We start from the raw sequence: 18,952 nt of genomic DNA on the forward strand, positions 1-18,952 counted from the left end.
ATCTTCGCGCAGACAGGCGGAGATCTCCCGGAAACGGGGTACGCCGGGCGGTCAGCCGACCCGGTGACGATAATAAAACTGGAGCGTAATAATGAACAACATCACGAAAAAAAGCCTGATCGCCGCAGGCGTACTGGCGGCCATCGGCGCGCTGGCAGGGAATGCTGCACTGGCGGCCAACGTACCGGCGGGTACCGAATTGGCAGCGAAACAGGAACTGGTGCGCGGCAATGGCGATGAAGTGCAGTCGCTGGATCCGCACAAAATCGAAGGCGTGCCGGAAGATAATATCGCCCGTGACCTGTATGAAGGTCTGATCGTGAGCGACAGCAACGGCAAACCGGTGCCGGGCGTCGCGGAAAGCTGGGAAAACAAAGACTACAAAGTCTGGACCTTCCATCTGCGTAAAAATGCCAAATGGTCAAACGGCGAGCCGGTCACCGCGCAGGACTTCGTCTACAGCTGGCAGCGTCTGGTCGATCCAAAAACCGCCTCGCCTTATGCGAGCTACCCGCAGTATGGCCACATCCTCAACGTGGATGACATCATCGCCGGCAAAAAACCGACCTCCGATCTCGGCGTGAAAGCACTGGATGACCACACGCTGGAAGTGACGCTGAGCGAGCCGGTACCGTACTTCGATAAGCTGCTGATCAACGCGGTGATGTCACCGGTGTATAAGCCCGCCATTGAGAAGTTTGGCGACCAGTGGACGCAGCCGCAGAACTGGGTCGGCAACGGTGCATTTAAACTGGAATCTCACGTGATCAACGAACGCGTGACGCTGGTGCGTAACCCGGAATACTGGGACAACGAACATACCGTACTGAATAAAGTCACCTTCCTGCCAATCAACTCCGAAGTCAGCGATGTGAACCGTTATTTCTCCGAGAACGGCAGCGACATCACTTACAACAACATGCCGATCGAGCTGTTTAAGAAACTGCAGCGCGATAACGGTAAAGAGCTGATGGTGAAACCGTATCTGTGCACCTACTACTATGAAATCAACAACCAGAAAGCACCGTTTACCGATGTCCGCGTGCGTACCGCGCTGAAACTGGGTCTGGATCGCGACATCATGGTGAACAAAGTGCTGGCGCAGGGTCAACAGCCGGCCTACAGCTTCACACCGCCAGCCACTGACGGCATGGAACTGCTGCCGCCGGACTGGTACAAGTGGGATCAGAACAAGCGTAACGAAGAAGCGAAGAAACTGCTGGCCGAAGCCGGTTATACCGCCGACAAACCGCTGACCTTCAACCTGCTGTATAACACCTCCGATCTGCACAAAAAACTGGCGATTGCCGCTTCGTCTATCTGGAAAAAGAACATCGGCGTGAACATCAAGCTGGAAAACCAGGAGTGGAAAACCTTCCTGGATACCCGTCATCAGGGCAACTTCGATGTCTCCCGCGCAGCATGGTGTGCCGACTATAACGAACCGACTTCCTTCCTGAACATCATGCTGTCGGACAGCAGCAGTAACACCTCGCACTATAAGAGCGCGGACTTCGACAAAGTGATTCACGATGCGGTGAAAGCGGCGGATGACAAAGCGCGCGTGGCCGATTATCAGAAAGCAGAGCAGATCCTGGATAAAGACAGCACCATCGTGCCGGTTTACTACTACGTGAACGCGCGTCTGGTGAAACCGTACGTTGGCGGCTACACCGGCAACGATCCGCTGGATAAAACCCTGGATAAGAACCTGTACATTATTAAGCATTAATAGCACTCAGGCTATCGACAGTGGCGGTGCTGCGGCGCCGCCTTTTTGACTTTGTGAAGCAACAGCCTGGTAGGTACGGCAATGTTAAAATTCATCCTGCGTCGGCTCCTTGAAGCCATCCCGACGCTGTTTATTCTGATTACCATCTCCTTCTTCATGATGCGACTGGCACCCGGTAGTCCGTTTACCGGCGAGCGTACGCTGTCGCCAGAAGTCATGGCCAACATTGAGGCCAAATATCACCTCAACGATCCGATCGGCAAACAGTATGTCAGCTACCTGGTACAGCTTGCACACGGCGATTTCGGGCCGTCGTTTAAATATAAAGACTACTCAGTTAACTACCTGGTCGGTCATGCGTTTCCGGTATCGGCCAAACTGGGGCTGGCAGCCTTCTTCCTTGCGGTGGTGCTGGGCGTCACGGCGGGGGTTATCGCCGCGCTGAAGCAAAACAGTTTGTGGGATTATGCGGTCATGGGGGTGGCGATGACCGGGGTGGTCATTCCCAGCTTCGTGGTGGCACCGCTGCTGGTACTGATCTTTGCCATCACCCTGCGCTGGCTGCCGGGCGGCGGCTGGAATGGCGGGCAGTGGAACTACATGCTGCTGCCGATGGTGGCGCTGTCACTGGCTTACATCGCCAGTATCGCCCGTATCACCCGCGGCTCGATGATTGAAGTGATGCACTCCAACTTCATCCGCACCGCGCGTGCGAAAGGGCTGCCGCTGCGCCGTATTGTGCTGCGCCACGCGCTGAAGCCAGCGCTGCTGCCGGTGCTCTCCTATATGGGGCCGGCGTTTGTTGGCATCATCACCGGTTCGATGGTAATCGAATCAATTTACGGTCTGCCGGGCATCGGTCAGCTGTTTGTCAACGGCGCACTGAACCGTGACTACTCGCTGGTGATGAGCCTGACCATTCTGGTCGGCGTGCTGACCATCCTGTTCAACGCGATCGTTGACGTGCTGTACGCCGTTATCGATCCGAAAATTCGTTACTGATGGTGGAGCTCGCTCATGATGTTAAGTAAGAAAAATAGCGAAGCTCTGGACGCGTTCAGCGAAAAGCTGGAAGTGGAAGGGCGCAGCCTGTGGCAGGACGCACGTCGCCGCTTTATTCATAACCGTGCGGCCCTTATCAGCCTGCTGGTGCTTCTGGTGATTGCGCTGTTCGTGGTGTTCGCCCCGATGCTGGCGCAGTTCAAATATGATGATACCGACTGGGCGATGATGTCTGCACCGCCGGACACCACCTCAGGGCACTGGTTTGGCACCGACTCTTCCGGGCGTGACCTGCTGGTGCGCGTGGCGATTGGCGGCCGTATCTCGCTGATGGTCGGCATCGCTTCAGCGCTGATCGCGGTGCTGGTGGGCACGCTGTACGGTTCGCTGGCCGGCTACCTCGGCGGCAAGATTGACTCGGTGATGATGCGTATCCTGGAAATCCTCAACTCGTTCCCGTTTATGTTCTTCGTCATCCTGCTGGTGACCTTCTTTGGTCGCAATATCCTGCTGATCTTCGTTGCCATTGGCATGGTTTCATGGCTGGATATGGCGCGTATCGTGCGCGGCCAGACGCTGGGACTGAAGCGCAAAGAGTTCATCGAAGCGGCGCAGGTCGGCGGCGTTTCTACCGGCAATATCGTGCTGCGCCACATCGTGCCGAACGTGCTGGGCGTGGTGGTGGTGTATGCCTCGCTGCTGGTGCCAAGCATGATCCTGTTTGAATCCTTCCTGAGTTTCCTCGGCCTCGGCACTCAGGAGCCACTGAGCAGCTGGGGCGCGCTGTTGAGCGACGGCGCCAACTCGATGGAAGTATCACCGTGGCTGCTGATGTTCCCGGCGGGATTCCTGGTGGTGACGTTGTTCTGTTTCAACTTTATCGGCGATGGCCTGCGTGACGCCCTCGACCCGAAAGATCGTTAAGGAGTTTCCCGATGACCCATCATGATACTCAGCAGCCGCTGGCGGCTGCACCTGCGGGAAACGCTAACCTGCTGCTGGACGTTAAAGATCTGCGCGTCACCTTCAGTACTCACGACGGCGACGTGACCGCTGTGAACGACCTCAACTTTTCCCTGCGCGCCGGTGAAACGCTGGGCATTGTCGGTGAATCCGGCTCCGGAAAATCGCAAACCGCGTTTGCGCTGATGGGACTGCTGGCGAAAAATGGTCGCATTGGTGGCTCGGCGCAGTTTAACGGCAGCGAAATCCTCAATCTGCCGGAAAGCAAGCTGAACAAGCTGCGCGCGGAACAGATTGCGATGATTTTCCAGGACCCGATGACATCGCTCAATCCGTACATGCGCGTCGGCGAACAGCTGATGGAGGTGCTGAAACTGCACAAAGGCATGAGCAGCGCCCAGGCGTTTGAAGAGTCGGTGCGCATGCTGGATGCGGTAAAAATGCCGGAAGCGCGCAAGCGCATGAAAATGTTCCCGCACGAGTTTTCCGGTGGCATGCGTCAGCGCGTAATGATCGCCATGGCGCTGCTGTGTCGGCCAAAGCTGCTGATTGCCGATGAGCCAACCACCGCGCTGGATGTCACCGTGCAGGCGCAGATCATGACGCTGCTGAATGAGCTGAAGCGTGAATTTAACACCGCCATCATCATGATCACTCACGATCTCGGCGTTGTTGCCGGGATCTGTGACAAGGTACTGGTGATGTATGCCGGGCGCACCATGGAGTATGGCCGTGCGCGTGATGTGTTCTACCAGCCGGCCCATCCGTACTCGATCGGTTTGCTGAGCGCGGTGCCGCGTCTTGACGCGGAGGGGGAGTCGCTGACCACCATTCCCGGCAACCCGCCCAATCTGTTGCGTCTGCCGCAGGGCTGTCCGTTCCAGCCGCGCTGCGCTTATGCCATGGATATTTGTGCCAAATCACCGCCGCTTGAACCGTTTGCCGAAGGGCGCCTGCGCGCCTGCTTCAAACCGGTGGAGGAGTTAGTATGAGCACCGTAATTGAAGAGAAAAAAGTGTTGCTGGAAATCGCCGATCTCAAGGTGCATTTCGATATCAAAGACGGCAAGCAGTGGTTCTGGCAGCCGCCGAAAACCCTGAAAGCGGTGGATGGTGTCAGTCTGCGTCTGTATGAAGGCGAAACCCTCGGCGTGGTCGGTGAGTCCGGCTGCGGCAAATCCACGCTGGCGCGCGCCATTATCGGTCTGGTGAAAGCCACCGACGGGCGCGTAGCGTGGCTGGGGCGCGATCTGCTGGGCCAAAGCCAGGAAGAGTGGCGTCAGGCGCGCAGTGACATTCAGATGATCTTCCAGGACCCGCTGGCCTCGCTCAACCCGCGTATGACCATTGGTGACATCATTGCCGAACCGCTGCGCACCTACTATCCAAAGATGCCGCGTCAGGAAGTGAAGGATAAGGTTAAAACCATGATGATGAAGGTCGGTCTGCTGCCGAACCTCATCAACCGCTATCCGCACGAGTTCTCCGGTGGCCAGTGCCAGCGTATCGGTATCGCTCGTGCACTGATTCTTGAGCCGAAGCTGATTATCTGTGATGAGCCGGTGTCGGCGCTCGACGTGTCGATTCAGGCGCAGGTGGTTAACCTGCTGCAGAAACTGCAGCGTGAAATGGGCCTGTCGCTGATCTTCATCGCGCATGACCTGGCGGTGGTGAAGCACATCTCTGATCGCGTACTGGTGATGTATCTCGGCCACGCGGTTGAGCTGGGTACCTATGATGCGGTGTATAACGATCCACAGCATCCGTACACCAAAGCGCTGATGTCGGCGGTGCCGATTCCTGATCCGGACCTGGAGAAGAATAAGCAGATTCAGCTGCTGGAAGGGGAACTGCCGTCGCCAATCAATCCGCCATCAGGCTGCGTGTTCCGCACCCGCTGCCCGATTGCCGGCCCGGAGTGCGCCAAAACCCGACCGTTACTCGAAGGCAGTTTCCGCCATGCGGTGTCCTGTCTGAAGGTTGATCCGCTTTAATAGCGGTGCCATAAACAACAACGCCGGGCAGTGCCCGGCGTTTTTTATGCGCTGCGGCTTATTCACGCCACAGAATATGACACAGCTTGTGATCTTTCTCGCGGCACAGCAGGATGCGCGCGAACACATCGGTAATCGGTTCGCCGTCCGCTTCACCGAGGCCGATCACCACTTCTGAGAAGAAGTCAGGGTTGAGATCGAAATCCACATGTTCCTGCCAGTCTTCTGATGGATCAAACAGCTCGGCGCCGCCGCGCTCTTCAAATTGCAGATTGAACAGAATGATGTCTGCCGGATCGAGGTTATCGCCTGCCAGCTCAAGAAAAATATCGTAAGCCTGTTCCAGCGTTTCATCTTCGGTAAGGCGATTATTTAAATCCATGGTCATTCCTGCTTGCCCTGAGGCGGTAATATTTTCGCTCGTTTTACAGTAAAGGGCTAAAGAAGTAAAACAGTCGTTCGACGATGCGCTGCCACCAGGCACGTTTTGCCCAGCGCGCGCCGTCCAGCAGACGCGAACGGGCGATATAATCATCCTGGACCGTGGCGAGATCGCTACCAAAGCCATCATCATCCACCACCAGTGTGATCTCGAAGTTAAGCCACAGGCTGCGCATATCCAGGTTCACCGTGCCCACCAGGCTGAGCTGACCGTCCACCAGCACACTCTTGGTGTGCAACAGGCCATCTTCAAACTGATAGATTTTCACCCCGGCTTCCAGCAGTTCAGTGAAGAAGGCGCGGCTGGCCCAGCCGACCAGCAGCGAGTCATTATTGCGCGGTACAACAATGCTCACCTCAACGCCACGCAGCGCGGCGGTACAGATGGCGTGCAGTAAGTCGTCGCTCGGCACGAAGTAGGGCGTGGTCATGATCAGCTGCTCGCGCGCCGAATACACCGCTGTCAGCAGCGCCTGATGAATCATGTCCTCCGGGAAGCCCGGACCTGAGGCGATCACCTGAATGGTGTGACCGCTCTCCTGCTCAAACGGCATCACATTGCCGTCCGGCGCTGGCGGCAGAATGCGTTTGCCGGTTTCGATTTCCCAGTCGCAGGCGTAGACGATGCCCATGGTGGTGGCCACCGGGCCCTCCATGCGCGCCATCAGATCAATCCATTGACCCACGCCAGCATCCTGTTTAAAGAAGCGCGGATCCACCAGGTTCATGCTGCCGGTATAGGCAATATAGTTATCGATCAGTACCACTTTGCGATGCTGACGCAAATCCATGCGGCGCAGGAATACACGCCACAGGCTGACCTGCAATGCCTCGACCACATCAATACCGGCGTTGCGCATCATGCCCACCCACGGACTGCGGAAGAACGCCACGCTGCCGGCGGAGTCCAGCATCAGGCGGCAGTGCACGCCGCGCCGTGAGGCAGCCATCAGCGATTCCGCTACATCATCAGCCAGACCACCCGGCTGCCAGATGTAAAACACCATCTCAATATTATGGCGCGCCAGCTGGATATCGCGGATCAGCGCCTGCATCACGTCATCGGCGCTGGTCAGCAGCTGCAGCTGATTGCCTTTAACGCCGGCAATACCCTGACGATGACGGCACAGCTCGAACAGGGAACGCGCCACGTCGCTGTGTTCAGTCGCGAAAATGTGACGACACTGTTTCAGGTCGTTGAGCCATTTGGCGGTCGAGGGCCACATGGTGCGGGCGCGTTCTGCGCGACGTTTACCTAAATGCAGTTCGCCAAACGACAGATAGGCGATAATACCCACCAGCGGCAGAATGTAGATGATCAGCAGCCAGGCCATCGCTGAGGTCACCGCACGCCGCTTCATCAGGATGCGCAGCGTAACCCCGGCAATCAGCAGCCAGTAGCCAAACAGCAGCAACCAGCTGATAAGGGTATAAAATGTGGTCATAAAGTGGACGTCCCGTTCGCGCTTTGATGGGCAAAGTTTACGTGTTGATCTGCGCCAGCGAAACCTTTAATCGTTGATGACGTTTCGATGAAGGTTTCGATTTGGCATTTTTAGCCAGATCACTATAATGCGTCGCGGGTTTAGCCAGTCAGAGAGGATGTGATGAGACGCAGCAGAAATGAAGTGGCCCGCTGGAGAATGTTACGCCAGGCGCATCGCCGTCGTGCCCGCTGGCTGGAAGGGCAGTCACGTCGTTATAAGCGCATCCATGCGATTCGTCATCAGGTAGCGCAGCAGCAGCGCCGCTCTATCCTGTTTATCACGCAGAATACCTGAGCAATTAACGCGGTCGTCAGTGGCCGCGTAATACCAGTGAAACATTCACTATCTGCAGGGCCGCCGCCAGTACCACCAGCATGACGATGTGCTGGCGCGCCTGACGCCAGCCCTGACGGCGCCACAGCCACAGCGCGCGACCAATCAGTAGCAGCACCAGCACTAACAACAGAAGGGGCTGCCACTGCATCAGAACACCCGTTTAAACGGTTTAACCGTGACTTTATCGTACACGCCAGCAGCGATATACGGATCGTCATTGGCCCACGACTGGGCCGTTTCCAGCGATGAGAACTCGGCAACAATCACAGAACCGGTGAAACCAGCCGGGCCCGGCTCATTACTGTCGACGGCAGGCAGAGGACCGGCGACAATCAGACGCCCCTCATCCTGCAGCAGCTGCAGACGCGCCAGGTGTGCCGGGCGCACAGAGTTACGTTTTTCCAGTGAATCTGCGGTATCTTCCGCATAAATGACGTAAAGCACGATGGGATACTCCCGTTAGACTTGCCGAATTTGCGAGACACGTTAAGTGATCGCTAAACAGAGTGCAAACGAAAGATACTGGGCGCGCGCTGCAACGCAGGCAGGGTTAAAAAGCGCCTTTCTTTTGGGCTTCAGTAGCGTGCTTATTGAAACTGATTGCTATTTGCATTTAAAATCAGCGCTTCACTCAATGAACATGACTGATATGACGACGTTGACTACGCCTTTTCCAACCCGAACGCCTGTGTCCGTGATTTTATCCGTGCTCCTTCACGGTTCGGTAATCGCCGGCATTCTTTATGCTTCATTTCATCAGACCATTGAGGTTCCTAAAGCGTCTCAGCCTATCAGCATTAGCATGGTGGCCCCCGAAGTGCAGCCTGAACCGGCACCTGCAGCCGTAACCCCGCCGCCGCCGCCCGAACCGGAACCCGAGCCGGAAGTCGCGCCAGAGCCACCAAAAGCCGAGCCGGTGCCGATCCCTAAGCCGGAACCTAAACCGAAGCCAAAACCGAAACCGAAGCCAAAGGTGGAGAAAAAGGCAGAGCCGAAGCCGCGCCAGCAGGTGAAGCCGCAGGAGAATCCGTTTAAACAGGACGCGCCAGCCGCGCAAACGCGCCCCTCGACGGCACCGAAGAGTAACCCGGCCCCAACGCAGACGGTTTCGGATGGACCGAAAGCGATGAGCGTCAGCAAGCCGGCGTATCCGGCGCGTGCGTTCGCGCTGCGCGTTGAAGGGCGGGTGCGGGTGAAGTTTGACGTGGACAGCGATGGGCGCGTCGATAACGTCGAGATTTTGTCCGCCGAGCCGCGCAACATGTTTGAGCGCGAAGTGAAGCAGGCGATGAAGAAGTGGCGCTATCAGCCAGGACGGCCGGGCAAAGGGCTGACGATGAACATCGTGTTCCGCATTAACGGCGGCGCGAACATCGAGTAAAGCCAGACAGGCAAACAAAAAGCGGCCATTCCGGGCCGCTTTTTTATACGCTTAATTGCTCAGATTGGCCTGGCCTTCCGGCAGCGGACGGGATTTCCCGCTGTTATCGACCGCCACATAAACAAACACCGCTTCGGTGGCGCAGTAAGTCTGGCCGATCGGTTCGGACGAGACTTTTTTAATCCACACTTCCACGTTGATGGTCATCGAGCTATTGCCGGTGCGGATGCAGCGCGCGTAGCAGCTCACCACATCCCCTACGGCGACGGGCTTGAGGAAGGTCATACCGTCCACGCGCACCGTTACCACGCGGCCTTTGGCAATCTCTTTAGCCAGTATCGCGCCGCCCATATCCATCTGCGACATCAGCCAGCCGCCGAAGATATCACCGTTGGCATTGGTATCTGCCGGCATCGCCAGGGTACGCGAGACCATCTCGCCTTGCGGCAACTTATGTTTTTCGTCCATTGCTCAGTTCTTCTGCAGGTGAAGACAAGCCCGGCGGAGACCGGGCTGCATCGATTATTTTTGTTCTTGTTGCGGCATCTGTCGCCAGATGTACAGGCCGCTTAACAGCGTAAACAGCAGGGTCAGGCCGGTAAGACCGAACACCTTAAAGTTAACCCAAAACGCCTGGGATAACCAAAACGCGACATAAATATTCGCCAGGCCGCAGGCCAGGAAGAACAGGGCCCAGGCGATATTCAGCCGACGCCATACCGCACCCGGCAGCTGCAGCTCTTTGCCAAGCATGGTCTGGATCAGCGGTTGCTGCATAAACCACTGGCTGTACAGCAGTGCCAGCGCAAACAGCGAGTAAATCACCGTGACTTTCCACTTGATGAACTCATCGTTGTGGAACACATAGGTCAGGGTGCCGAACACCGCAACCAGCACAAAGGTGAAAATGGTCATCTTTTCCAGCTTGCGGTACAGCACCCAGCTGACCACCAGCGCGATACCGGTCGCCACCACCAGCGCGCCGGAGGCGACGAAAATGTCGTACAGCTTGTAGAAAATAAAGAAAACTACCAGGGGAAGAAAATCGAGTAACTGCTTCATAGCGTTTCCAGTCAGGGGCAGGAGCGTTGAGTTACGGCGCCGCAGCGGGCGCCGTAACGCTTAACGTAACAGCATATACAGCCGGTACAAATAGATAATCAGAATGGCTGATACCAGGTTGCCCAGCGCGTTGAGCACCACCGAAGCGATATTGGCAGGCAGCACGGTCAGCGAGGAGAAGAAGAACATCAGCGCAATTTTCGCCAGCAGCCACAGAATAATCGCCGGGGCGATCACCTTAATGTTCTTCCAGGCCAGACGCATACTGGCGCGCATCGCACTGAAAATGCCCATTTTTTCACTTGCCAGCATCACCGGCGCCAGCGACAGCAGAATCGCCAGAATCACACCCGGCACCATCAGTACCATAAAGCCCAGCTGAACCAGCAGGGTGATCAGGAAGGTCTGCACCAGCAGTTTCGGCAGCAGCGGCGCAGAGGCGCCAATCGCGCGCAGCGCGCTGACGCGCTGTCCACTGGATACCATCGGCAGCAGGCACAGCATGCCGCCCAGCAGCAGCGTGTTGCCAATCAGGGCAGCAAAAGTGCCGGCGGCAGAGGCGCGCAGCAGAATGCGTTGCTGATCCGGTGACATGTTCTGAACGATTTCAAACAGCGATGAGGCGCTGCTGTCGGTCTGGCTGAGCAGGGATAACTGATCCTCGCCCGGCGTCAGGGCGTGGCCAACAATCACGGTAATAAACGAGGTCAGCAACGCCATCAGCACGATGGTGACCAGCTGATGGCGCAGAAAATTTCCTGTGTCACGGTATAACGAGCTTGCCGTGATAGACATGTACACTCCTTGAAGGAACCGGGTTAATTAACCCGGCGATTGTACATGTTCTGCAGGCAGGCTGGCACCCGGAATCCCATAACTTTCTGTCATCTCAGGTAAAGAAGGGTGAAAAAGCGCGGGTAAACCATAGCGCGCCCGGGCGCGATCGCAGGCGTCATTCTGCACGCCATTTTCGCCGGACATGGCAAACTCCCGGCACGGTGACGGCCGCTGCGCATAAATACCACAGGAAACACAGGCGCCAATTTCACCCTGCAGCGCCACGCAGCGCGGGGCACGATCGTTGGTGCCGCGCATGTTGCGCATCAGCAGGCTCAGGGGTTCCGTCAGTTCAACCGGCACCGTGCCACCACCGTCGTCGGCTTCGGCCCAGTAAAATGAAACGCGAAAATGGGCGCAGCAGGCGCCACAGGTCATACAGGGGTTAAGTAAATCGCTCATCTGATCGCCCGCCACTCCTGAGGCTTCGAACCAAAATCACAAAAGGGGAATAGCAACATAATCACGCCGTGTCATGGCGGCAACAGGATTTTTATGTCCGCTTGTAAAGGCAAAATTGATCTGAATCAATTCATTGTTTTATAAGTGATTAATTTGAATTGATGCTGATGATCTTTTCGCAAAAAAGGGGTAAATCTTGTGCCGCGATTAACCTCAATACCCTGTTTTCCGGCAAAGGAGTGATTATGAAACTGGCTAAATGCGCGCTGCTGCTGGCGCTGGCGATCCCGCAACTGGCACTGGCTCACCAGTCCGGTGATTTTTTTGTGCGCGCCGGTAGCGCGACCGTTCGTCCGACCGAAGGCTCTGATAATGTGCTGGGTATGGGCGGCTTCAGCGTCAGTAATGATACCCAGCTGGGTCTGACGTTTACCTGGATGGCGACCGACAATATCGGCGTTGAGCTGCTGGCGGCCACGCCGTTCCGCCACAAAGTGGGACTTGGCCCGACCGGCAATCTCGCTACCGTGCGTCAGCTGCCGCCCACCTTAATGGCGCAGTACTACTTTTTCGACAGCCAAAGCGCGCTGCGCCCTTACGTTGGCGTCGGGATCAACTACACCACCTTCTACGATGCGAAGTTCAACCAGACCGGGCAGGATGCGCAGCTGAGCGATTTGAGCGTGAAAGATTCATGGGGCGTGGCGGGTCAGGTCGGGCTGGATTATCAGATCAACCGCGACTGGATGCTCAACGCGTCATTGTGGTACATGGACATCGATACCGAGGTGAAATTCAAAGCGGCGGGCGAACAGCAGAATATCAATACCCGCATCGATCCGTGGGTGTTCTTCTTTGGCGCGGGCTACCGTTTCTGATTTTTACACCAGAAAGAAAAAGGGCGACCCGCAGGTCGCCCGTTTAGTTACTTAATCTGCATATTGTTGACGACGGATTTTACCCCCGCCACGTTACGCGTTACCGCAACCGCACGGTTGGCCATCTGCGGCGAGCTGACAAAGCCGCTCAGCTGTACTTTCCCTTTAAAGGTCTCAACGTTAATTTCTGTCGATTTCAGCGCCTCGTCATTCAGCAGCTGTGCCTTCACTTTGGTGGTAATGACCGTGTCATCGATGTAACCGCCGGTCCCTTCCTTTGTTGCTGTTGGTGCACAGGCACTTAAGGTGAGCGCCATCACTGTAGCCACTAAAAAACCCGCAACGACTTTGAACAATTTCATTGGTTATCTCCCTGTCATAGATGGTGGTGCACCGTAACGTGACGGCACGCTTAAGTGTGGGCCGTGCCTCGCATTTCGGCAACTCAGGCGCGATGAAAAAGTTTGTCGCAGGGGAGAAAAAAGGGGTAAGAAGTAAGAAGGGCCCCGCAGCCAGTGCAGGGCCGTGCCAACTTAGCGGGTAGCCGCTTTGAGATCGCTGACGAACGTTTGCAGTTCGCTGAGCAGCGCCGTTGGGTCGTTCTGATTACGCTCGATGATTTTCACGATGGCCGAGCCGGAGATGGCTCCGGCGGCTCCGGCGGCAACGGCCTCTTTCACCTGACCCGGCTCAGAAATGCCGAAGCCCTGCAGCGGCGGCGCAGCATGATATTCGCGCAGCTTCTCGATCAGATGGTGCAGCGGCAGGCTGGCGCGATTTTCCGCACCGGTAACGCCGGCGCGTGACAGCAGATAGGTGTAGCCACGGCCGTGCGAGGCGATTTCGCGCAGCAGATCGTCATCCGCGTTGGGCGGACAGATAAAGATCGGCGCAATGTTGTGACGCATCGCCGCCTGGCGGAACGGGGCCGACTCTTCCACCGGCACGTCAGCCACCAGCACCGAGTCAACGCCCACCGCAGCGCACTGCGCGTAGAAGTTGTCAATACCTCTGCTGAACACCAGGTTGGCGTACATCAGCAGGCCAATCGGCAGATCGGGGTATTTCTGGCGCACGGTGGCGAGCATTTCAAAACACTGCGCTACGGTGGTGCCGGCGGCAAAGGCGCGCAGCGTAGCGCCCTGAATCGTCGGTCCATCGGCCAGCGGATCAGAGAACGGAATGCCCAGCTCCAGCGCATCCGCACCGCCCGCGACCAGCGCATCAATGATTTTCAGCGACAGCGCCGGCGACGGATCGCCAAGGGTGACGAAGGGCACAAATGCGCCTTCCTGTTTCGCGGACAGACGTTGAAACAGCTGATTATAACGCTCCATCAGATCTCTCCCTTAGCTTTCAGAATATCGTGAACGGTAAAGATGTCTTTGTCGCCGCGGCCGGAAAGGTTTACCACCAGCAACTGCTCTTTGTCCGGGTTTTCGCGGATCATCTTCAGCGCATACGCCAGCGCGTGCGATGACTCCAGTGCCGGAATGATGCCTTCGGCACGACACAACGTTTTAAAGGCATCCAGCGCTTCATCATCCGTGATTGACACGTAGTCAGCGCGGCCGGTGCTGTTCAGGTGCGCATGCTGCGGACCGACCGACGGGAAATCGAGACCGGCAGAGATGGAGTAGGACTCTTCGATCTGTCCCTCTTCGGTCTGCATCATCGGCGCCTTCATGCCGAAATAGATGCCGACGCGACCGTGCTTGAGCGGCGCACCGTGCTCACCGGTGTCAATACCGTGACCCGCAGGCTCCACGCCGATCAGGCGCACGCTGCTCTCTTCGATGAAATCCGCAAACATGCCGATGGCGTTAGAACCGCCGCCGACGCACGCCAGTACCGCATCCGGCAGGCGACCCTCTTTTTCAAGAATCTGCGCTTTGGTCTCTTCGCCAATCATGCGCTGGAATTCACGCACAATGGTCGGGAACGGGTGCGGACCTGCGGCAGTGCCGAGCATGTAGTGTGCGGTTTCGTAGCTGCCGGACCAGTCGCGCAGCGCCTCGTTACAGGCATCTTTCAGCGTGGCCGAGCCGCTGTGTACCGGAATCACCTCTGCGCCCATCAGCCGCATACGGAACACGTTGGGTGACTGGCGCTCAACGTCTTTCGCGCCCATGTAAATACGGCATTTCATGCCGAGCAGGGCACACGCCAGTGCCGACGCCACGCCGTGCTGACCGGCGCCGGTTTCCGCGATGATCTCGTTTTTGCCCATGCGTTTTGCCAGCAGCGCCTGGCCCAGCACCTGGTTAGTTTTGTGTGCGCCGCCGTGCAGCAGGTCTTCGCGCTTCAGGTACAGGCGGGTTTTGCTGCCTTTGGTCCGGTTGCTGCACAGCGTCAGGGCCGTCGGGCGACCGGCGTAGTTTTTCAGCAGGTCAGTGAATTCAGCCTGAAACGCCGGATCGCGCTGTGCTTCAACAAAGGCCGTTTCCAGCTGACGCAGTGCTGGCATCAAAATCTGCGGCACATACTGGCCGCCAAATTCGCCAAAGTAGGGATTAAGTAATGTCGTCATCGTGTCCTCTTCCTTATCCGGCCCGCCCGCAGGCGGGCAGACGCAATTAATAGGCGCGCAGCGTGCGGAATACCGCCGCGACTTTGCTGGCATCTTTGATGCCCGGCGCGGATTCCACGCCGGAGTTGAAGTCGAGGCCGGCACAGCCGAGCTGAGCGGCTTCGACGCAGTTATCGGCGCTCAGGCCTCCGGCCAGCAGCACATCAGCCAGCTCTTCACCCTGCAGCAGCGACCAGTCAAAGCGCTGACCGCTGCCACCCTGGCCATTATCCAGCACGTAGCGATCAACGTGCGGCCAGTCGCGTGGCGGCAACCGATCTTGAATGCTCAGCGCCTTCCAGATGCGCACGCTGGCTGGCAGCGCCTGGCGAAGTTCCGCAACGTAGGCTTTGTCTTCGTCGCCGTGCAGCTGGACGGCCGCAAGCGATAAACGTGTGGCTAACGTGACAACGTCACCGATAGGCTGATTGCGGAACACGCCGACATACTTCAGCGGCGCAGCGGCGATCACCACCTGCGCCTGCGCCTCGTTAACCTGGCGCGGCGAACCGGCGGCAAAGATCACGCCGCCATACAGCGCGCCAGCCTGATGCGCGGCCTGCGCATCTTCCGGGCGGGTCAGGCCGCACACCTTGTTATCGCCCAGCAGCACGCGGCGTACACCGGCGTCGAGGTCGTGCTCTTCCATCAGCGCCGAGCCAATTAAAAAGCCGTTAGCAAAATGGCTCAGCTCGCGCACCTGGGCGTAATTATGGATGCCGGACTCGCTGATTACGGTGACGCCATGGCTGAGACGCGGGGCCAGCTGACGCGTGCGATTCAGGTCAATCGACAAATCACGCAGATCGCGGTTGTTGATGCCGACCACTTTAGCTTCCAGCGCAATAGCGCGCTCCAGCTCTTCTTCGTTACTGACTTCGGTCAGCACGCCCATTTTCAGACTGTGCGCCACCGCAGCCAGCTGACGGTACTGCTCATCATCCAGTACGGACAGCATCAGCAGAATGGCATCGGCCTGATAATAGCGCGCCAGGTAAATCTGGTAGGGATCAATAATAAAGTCTTTGCACAGCACCGGCTGCGTGATGGCGGCGCTGACCACCGGCAGGAAATCAAAGCTGCCCTGGAAATATTTCTCATCGGTCAGCACTGACACCGCAGAGGCGTAATGGCGGTAGATCCCGGCGATAGTCGCGGGATCAAAATCGGCGCGAATCAGCCCTTTCGACGGGGAGGCTTTTTTACACTCCAGAATGAAGACGGTGCGCGTGCCACGGAGCGCTTCGTAAAAATGACGCTCCGCCGGCTGCAGATCGTTCTGGAAGGAGGCCAGCGGCTGCTGCGATTTCCGTGCTTCAACCCATAGGGCTTTATCCTGCACAATTTTCTCTAATACGGTGCCCTTGATACTCATTTCATCCTCTCGCTGCCAGTGCCACAACGCGCTCGTACGCCTGACCGCTGCGAATGGCAGCCATGGCGCGCTCAGCGTTATCGCGCAAATCTTCATTTCCGAATACTTTCAGCAACATTGCGACATTTACCGCAACGGCCTGCTCGTGGGCGGGCTGGCCTTTACCCTGGAGCAAACGCGTCAGAATGTCACGGTTTTCTTCCGGTGTGCCGCCGGCCAGTGCCTCTTTCGGCTGGAAGCTGAAGCCAAAGTCTTCCGGCGTCAACTGGTAACTGGTGATCTCGCCGTCACGCAGCTCAGCGACCTGGGTCGCACTGTGCAGCGCCACTTCATCCATGCCGCCACCGTGCACCACGGCAGCACGCTGGTAGCCCAGCACTTTCAGCGTCTGGGCAATGGGCAGCACCAGTTCCGGACTGTAGACGCCAATCACCGCCAGCGGTGGGCGCGCCGGGTTGATCAGCGGACCAAGTACGTTAAACAGCGTGCGGGTTTTCAGCTGCTGGCGCACCGGCATCGCGTGGCGGAAACCGCTGTGATACTGCGGCGCAAACAGGAAGCAGACGTTGAGATCGTCCAGCGCCTGCCGTGCCTGCTGCGCCGGCATGTCGAGATTGATACCGAAAGCGGCCAGCAGATCGGAAGATCCGGATTTGCTGGAGACGCTGCGGTTGCCGTGCTTGGCCACTTTCAGCCCGCAGGTGGCGGCGACAAAGGCGCTGGCCGTTGAAATATTAATGCTGTTGCTGCCATCACCGCCGGTGCCAACGATATCGGCAAAGGTATAGTCCGGACGCGGGAAAGGTCTGGCATCGGCCAGCAGCGCGGAGGCGGCACCGGCGATCTCTTCCGGGCGCTCGCCACGCACTTTCATGGCGATCAGCGCCGCTGCCAGCTGCGTCGGCTCCAGCTGTCCGGTAATAATCGCGCTGAACAGCTGGTGGCTCTCGGCCTGGCTCAGCGTTTGCGCCTGATACAGTTTTTCCAGAATAGTTTGCATCATCATCTCCCTGTTATTTCGCCAGCGCCCAGGCCAGTGTTTGCTCCAGCAGACGTGCGCCCTGCGTGGTGAGAATCGACTCAGGATGGAACTGGAAGCCGCACACGCGGTCCGTTTCGTGACGCACCGCCATCACCATGCCGTTGTAGCTGGCGTTAACCGTCAGTTCCGCCGGCGTATTGCTGCCCACCAGCGAGTGGTAACGCGCCACCGGCAGCGGGTTGCTGAGGCCGGTAAACATTGCCTCGCCATCATGGGTAATGGCGGAGGCTTTACCATGCAGAATTTCGCCCGCCTGGCCGACGTGCCCGCCGTAAGCTTCGACGATGGCCTGATGGCCGAGACAGATACCAATGATCGGCAGCTGACCGCGCAGCGCCTGTAACAGCTGCGGCATGCAGCCGGCATCTTTCGGTGCGCCAGGGCCGGGTGAGAGCATCAGCACCGGGTTTTCCATCTGCTGCAGGCGGTCGATCAGCACTTCTGCCGGGACGTTGTTGCGGTAAATCACCACGTTGTGGCCAAAGGTACGCAGCTGATCAACGAGGTTGTAGGTAAAGGAGTCGATATTATCGAGCAGCAGGATATCGGCCATCAGAAAATCTCCTTGCAGTGATGGGCAGTAGCGATGGCGCGCAATACCGCGCGGGCTTTGTTGCGGCTCTCATCCGCTTCAGCCTGAGGCTGAGAATCCAGCACCACGCCGGCACCGGCCTGCACAGTGGCGACGCCACCTTCCACCCAGGCGGAGCGGATGACGATGCAGGTATCAAGGTCGCCGCTGGCGGTAAAGTAGCCGACCGCGCCGCCGTAGCTGCCGCGCCGCGTGCCTTCTTTTTCCGCAATCAGCTGCATCGCACGCACTTTCGGTGCACCACTCAGCGTGCCCATGTTCATGCAGGCGCGATAGGCGTGCAGCACATCAAGATCGTTGCGCAGCGTGCCAACCACGCGGGACACCAGATGCATCACAAACGAGTAGCGGTCCACTTTGGTTAAATCCGCCACGTAACGGCTGCCGGGCACACAGATACGCGCCAGGTCGTTGCGCGCCAGATCCACCAGCATCAGGTGCTCAGCCAGCTCTTTATGATCGGTGCGCATTTCCAGTTCAATACGGCTGTCCAGGTCGCGATCCAGCGAGCCATCCGCATGGCGACCGCGCGGACGCGTACCGGCAATCGGGTAGATTTCGATCTGGCGTGAGCTGGCGTCATACTTCAGCGAGCTCTCCGGCGAAGCGCCGAACAGCGCAAAATCCTGATCCTGCATAAAGAACATGTACGGGCTGGGGTTGCTGTTTTTCAGCGTATCGTAAGCCGCCAGCGGTGACGGGCACGGCAGTGAGAAGCGGCGCGATGGTACCACCTGGAAAATTTCACCGATGCGAATGGCCTGCTGCAGTTCGCTTACCACGTTGCAGTAAGCTTCATCGCTCTGGCTGGTGCTCAGCGTCATCTGCTCGACGCGCTGCACCGGCAGCGCTGGCGCTGG

21 protein-coding genes and 1 pseudogene are annotated in these 18,952 nt (G+C 57.7%); 8 read left to right on the forward strand and 14 right to left on the reverse strand.

What is annotated here, in order from left to right; translation table 11 throughout:
• Positions 1-91: 91 nt before the first annotated feature.
• The 5 genes from oppA (at position 92) to oppF (ending at position 5,690) form a co-directional block, all read left to right on the forward strand.
• Positions 92-1,732 (forward strand): oligopeptide ABC transporter substrate-binding protein OppA, encoded by a 1,641-nt coding sequence (oppA, locus tag ERD80_RS14425; protein ID WP_021510084.1) that lies wholly within the window; start codon positions 92-94, stop codon positions 1,730-1,732.
• An 81-nt stretch (positions 1,733-1,813) separates the two neighbouring features.
• Positions 1,814-2,734 (forward strand): oligopeptide ABC transporter permease OppB, encoded by a 921-nt coding sequence (gene oppB / locus ERD80_RS14430; protein WP_136547356.1) that lies wholly within the window; start codon positions 1,814-1,816, stop codon positions 2,732-2,734.
• A 15-nt stretch (positions 2,735-2,749) separates the two neighbouring features.
• The gene (gene oppC / locus ERD80_RS14435; RefSeq protein ID WP_021510086.1) at positions 2,750-3,658 is read left to right on the forward strand and encodes an oligopeptide ABC transporter permease OppC; all 909 of its coding nucleotides are present in this window, start codon (positions 2,750-2,752) and stop codon (positions 3,656-3,658) included.
• An 11-nt stretch (positions 3,659-3,669) separates the two neighbouring features.
• Entirely contained in the window at positions 3,670-4,689 is a 1,020-nt protein-coding gene (locus tag ERD80_RS14440) for an ABC transporter ATP-binding protein (RefSeq protein WP_021510087.1), read from the forward strand.
• Positions 4,686-5,690: a murein tripeptide/oligopeptide ABC transporter ATP binding protein OppF gene (gene oppF / locus ERD80_RS14445; protein WP_021510088.1), complete on the forward strand. Its 1,005-nt coding sequence runs from the start codon at positions 4,686-4,688 to the stop codon at positions 5,688-5,690. The genes ERD80_RS14440 and oppF overlap by 4 nt, the downstream gene beginning before the upstream one ends.
• Positions 5,691-5,748: 58 nt before the next feature.
• Here oppF and ERD80_RS14450 read toward each other — a convergent pair whose 3' ends face one another.
• Both ERD80_RS14450 and cls read right to left on the reverse strand, forming a co-directional pair.
• Positions 5,749-6,078, reverse strand: coding sequence for an HI1450 family dsDNA-mimic protein (locus ERD80_RS14450; RefSeq protein ID WP_013509338.1), 330 nt, complete (start codon positions 6,076-6,078; stop codon positions 5,749-5,751).
• 37 nt (positions 6,079-6,115) lie between these two features.
• Complete coding sequence (gene cls / locus ERD80_RS14455) at positions 6,116-7,576, reverse strand: cardiolipin synthase (protein WP_104092997.1); 1,461 nt, start codon at positions 7,574-7,576, stop codon at positions 6,116-6,118.
• A gap of 162 nt (positions 7,577-7,738) precedes the next feature.
• Here cls and ERD80_RS14460 point away from each other — a divergent pair, with 162 nt between their 5' ends.
• Positions 7,739-7,912 carry a YciY family protein gene (locus ERD80_RS14460; protein ID WP_088517180.1) on the forward strand — a complete coding sequence of 58 codons (174 nt, stop codon included), beginning with the start codon at positions 7,739-7,741 and terminating at the stop codon, positions 7,910-7,912.
• Between the two features lie 16 nt (positions 7,913-7,928).
• On the opposite strand, the gene ERD80_RS22535 is transcribed toward ERD80_RS14460, so the two are convergent.
• Both ERD80_RS22535 and ERD80_RS14465 read right to left on the reverse strand, forming a co-directional pair.
• Positions 7,929-8,102: a hypothetical protein gene (locus ERD80_RS22535; protein WP_021510092.1), complete on the reverse strand. Its 174-nt coding sequence runs from the start codon at positions 8,100-8,102 to the stop codon at positions 7,929-7,931.
• A complete protein-coding gene (locus tag ERD80_RS14465; RefSeq protein WP_010617723.1) occupies positions 8,102-8,398 on the reverse strand; it encodes a YciI family protein in 297 nt (98 codons plus the stop codon). The genes ERD80_RS22535 and ERD80_RS14465 overlap by 1 nt, the downstream gene beginning before the upstream one ends.
• Positions 8,399-8,603: 205 nt before the next feature.
• Between ERD80_RS14465 and tonB the strand changes: the two genes are divergently transcribed.
• On the forward strand, positions 8,604-9,335 hold the full coding sequence (gene tonB, locus ERD80_RS14470) for a TonB system transport protein TonB (protein WP_031280217.1): 732 nt from the start codon (positions 8,604-8,606) through the stop codon (positions 9,333-9,335).
• A gap of 51 nt (positions 9,336-9,386) precedes the next feature.
• On the opposite strand, the gene yciA is transcribed toward tonB, so the two are convergent.
• From yciA to ERD80_RS14490, 4 genes are read right to left on the reverse strand one after another with little or no spacing between them, the layout of a single operon-like run.
• Positions 9,387-9,803: an acyl-CoA thioester hydrolase YciA gene (gene yciA / locus ERD80_RS14475; RefSeq protein WP_058758638.1), complete on the reverse strand. Its 417-nt coding sequence runs from the start codon at positions 9,801-9,803 to the stop codon at positions 9,387-9,389.
• 54 nt (positions 9,804-9,857) lie between these two features.
• Positions 9,858-10,397 carry a septation protein A gene (locus ERD80_RS14480; RefSeq protein WP_058758637.1) on the reverse strand — a complete coding sequence of 180 codons (540 nt, stop codon included), beginning with the start codon at positions 10,395-10,397 and terminating at the stop codon, positions 9,858-9,860.
• 60 nt (positions 10,398-10,457) lie between these two features.
• On the reverse strand, positions 10,458-11,192 hold the full coding sequence (locus ERD80_RS14485) for a YciC family protein (protein ID WP_104092993.1): 735 nt from the start codon (positions 11,190-11,192) through the stop codon (positions 10,458-10,460).
• Between the two features lie 27 nt (positions 11,193-11,219).
• On the reverse strand, positions 11,220-11,636 hold the full coding sequence (locus ERD80_RS14490; protein WP_136547358.1) for a YkgJ family cysteine cluster protein: 417 nt from the start codon (positions 11,634-11,636) through the stop codon (positions 11,220-11,222).
• A gap of 245 nt (positions 11,637-11,881) precedes the next feature.
• Here ERD80_RS14490 and ompW point away from each other — a divergent pair, with 245 nt between their 5' ends.
• Positions 11,882-12,514, forward strand: coding sequence for an outer membrane protein OmpW (gene ompW, locus ERD80_RS14495; RefSeq protein WP_136547359.1), 633 nt, complete (start codon positions 11,882-11,884; stop codon positions 12,512-12,514).
• 47 nt (positions 12,515-12,561) lie between these two features.
• On the opposite strand, the gene ERD80_RS14500 is transcribed toward ompW, so the two are convergent.
• From ERD80_RS14500 to ERD80_RS14530, 6 genes and pseudogenes are all read right to left on the reverse strand, one after another.
• On the reverse strand, positions 12,562-12,876 hold the full coding sequence (locus tag ERD80_RS14500; RefSeq protein WP_059011630.1) for a BON domain-containing protein: 315 nt from the start codon (positions 12,874-12,876) through the stop codon (positions 12,562-12,564).
• Between the two features lie 171 nt (positions 12,877-13,047).
• Positions 13,048-13,851, reverse strand: coding sequence for a tryptophan synthase subunit alpha (gene trpA, locus ERD80_RS14505; RefSeq protein ID WP_058771266.1), 804 nt, complete (start codon positions 13,849-13,851; stop codon positions 13,048-13,050).
• Positions 13,851-15,044, reverse strand: a complete 1,194-nt coding sequence (gene trpB / locus ERD80_RS14510) for a tryptophan synthase subunit beta (RefSeq protein WP_136547361.1) — start codon at positions 15,042-15,044, stop codon at positions 13,851-13,853. Before trpB ends, trpA begins: the two co-directional genes overlap by 1 nt.
• Before the next feature lie 46 nt (positions 15,045-15,090).
• A complete protein-coding gene (gene trpCF / locus ERD80_RS14515) occupies positions 15,091-16,458 on the reverse strand; it encodes a bifunctional indole-3-glycerol-phosphate synthase TrpC/phosphoribosylanthranilate isomerase TrpF (protein ID WP_136547363.1) in 1,368 nt (455 codons plus the stop codon).
• A gap of 1 nt (position 16,459) precedes the next feature.
• Positions 16,460-18,053, reverse strand: a pseudogene (trpD, locus tag ERD80_RS22895) (bifunctional anthranilate synthase glutamate amidotransferase component TrpG/anthranilate phosphoribosyltransferase TrpD).
• The coding region (locus tag ERD80_RS14530; RefSeq protein ID WP_136547365.1) for an anthranilate synthase component 1 at positions 18,053-18,952 on the reverse strand (900 nt) is incomplete at its 5' end. The gene ERD80_RS14530 and the pseudogene trpD, both read right to left, overlap by 1 nt.

It is taken from the genome of Pantoea sp. R102, assembly GCF_004916815.1.
Lineage (GTDB): Bacteria > Pseudomonadota > Gammaproteobacteria > Enterobacterales > Enterobacteriaceae > Pantoea > Pantoea dispersa.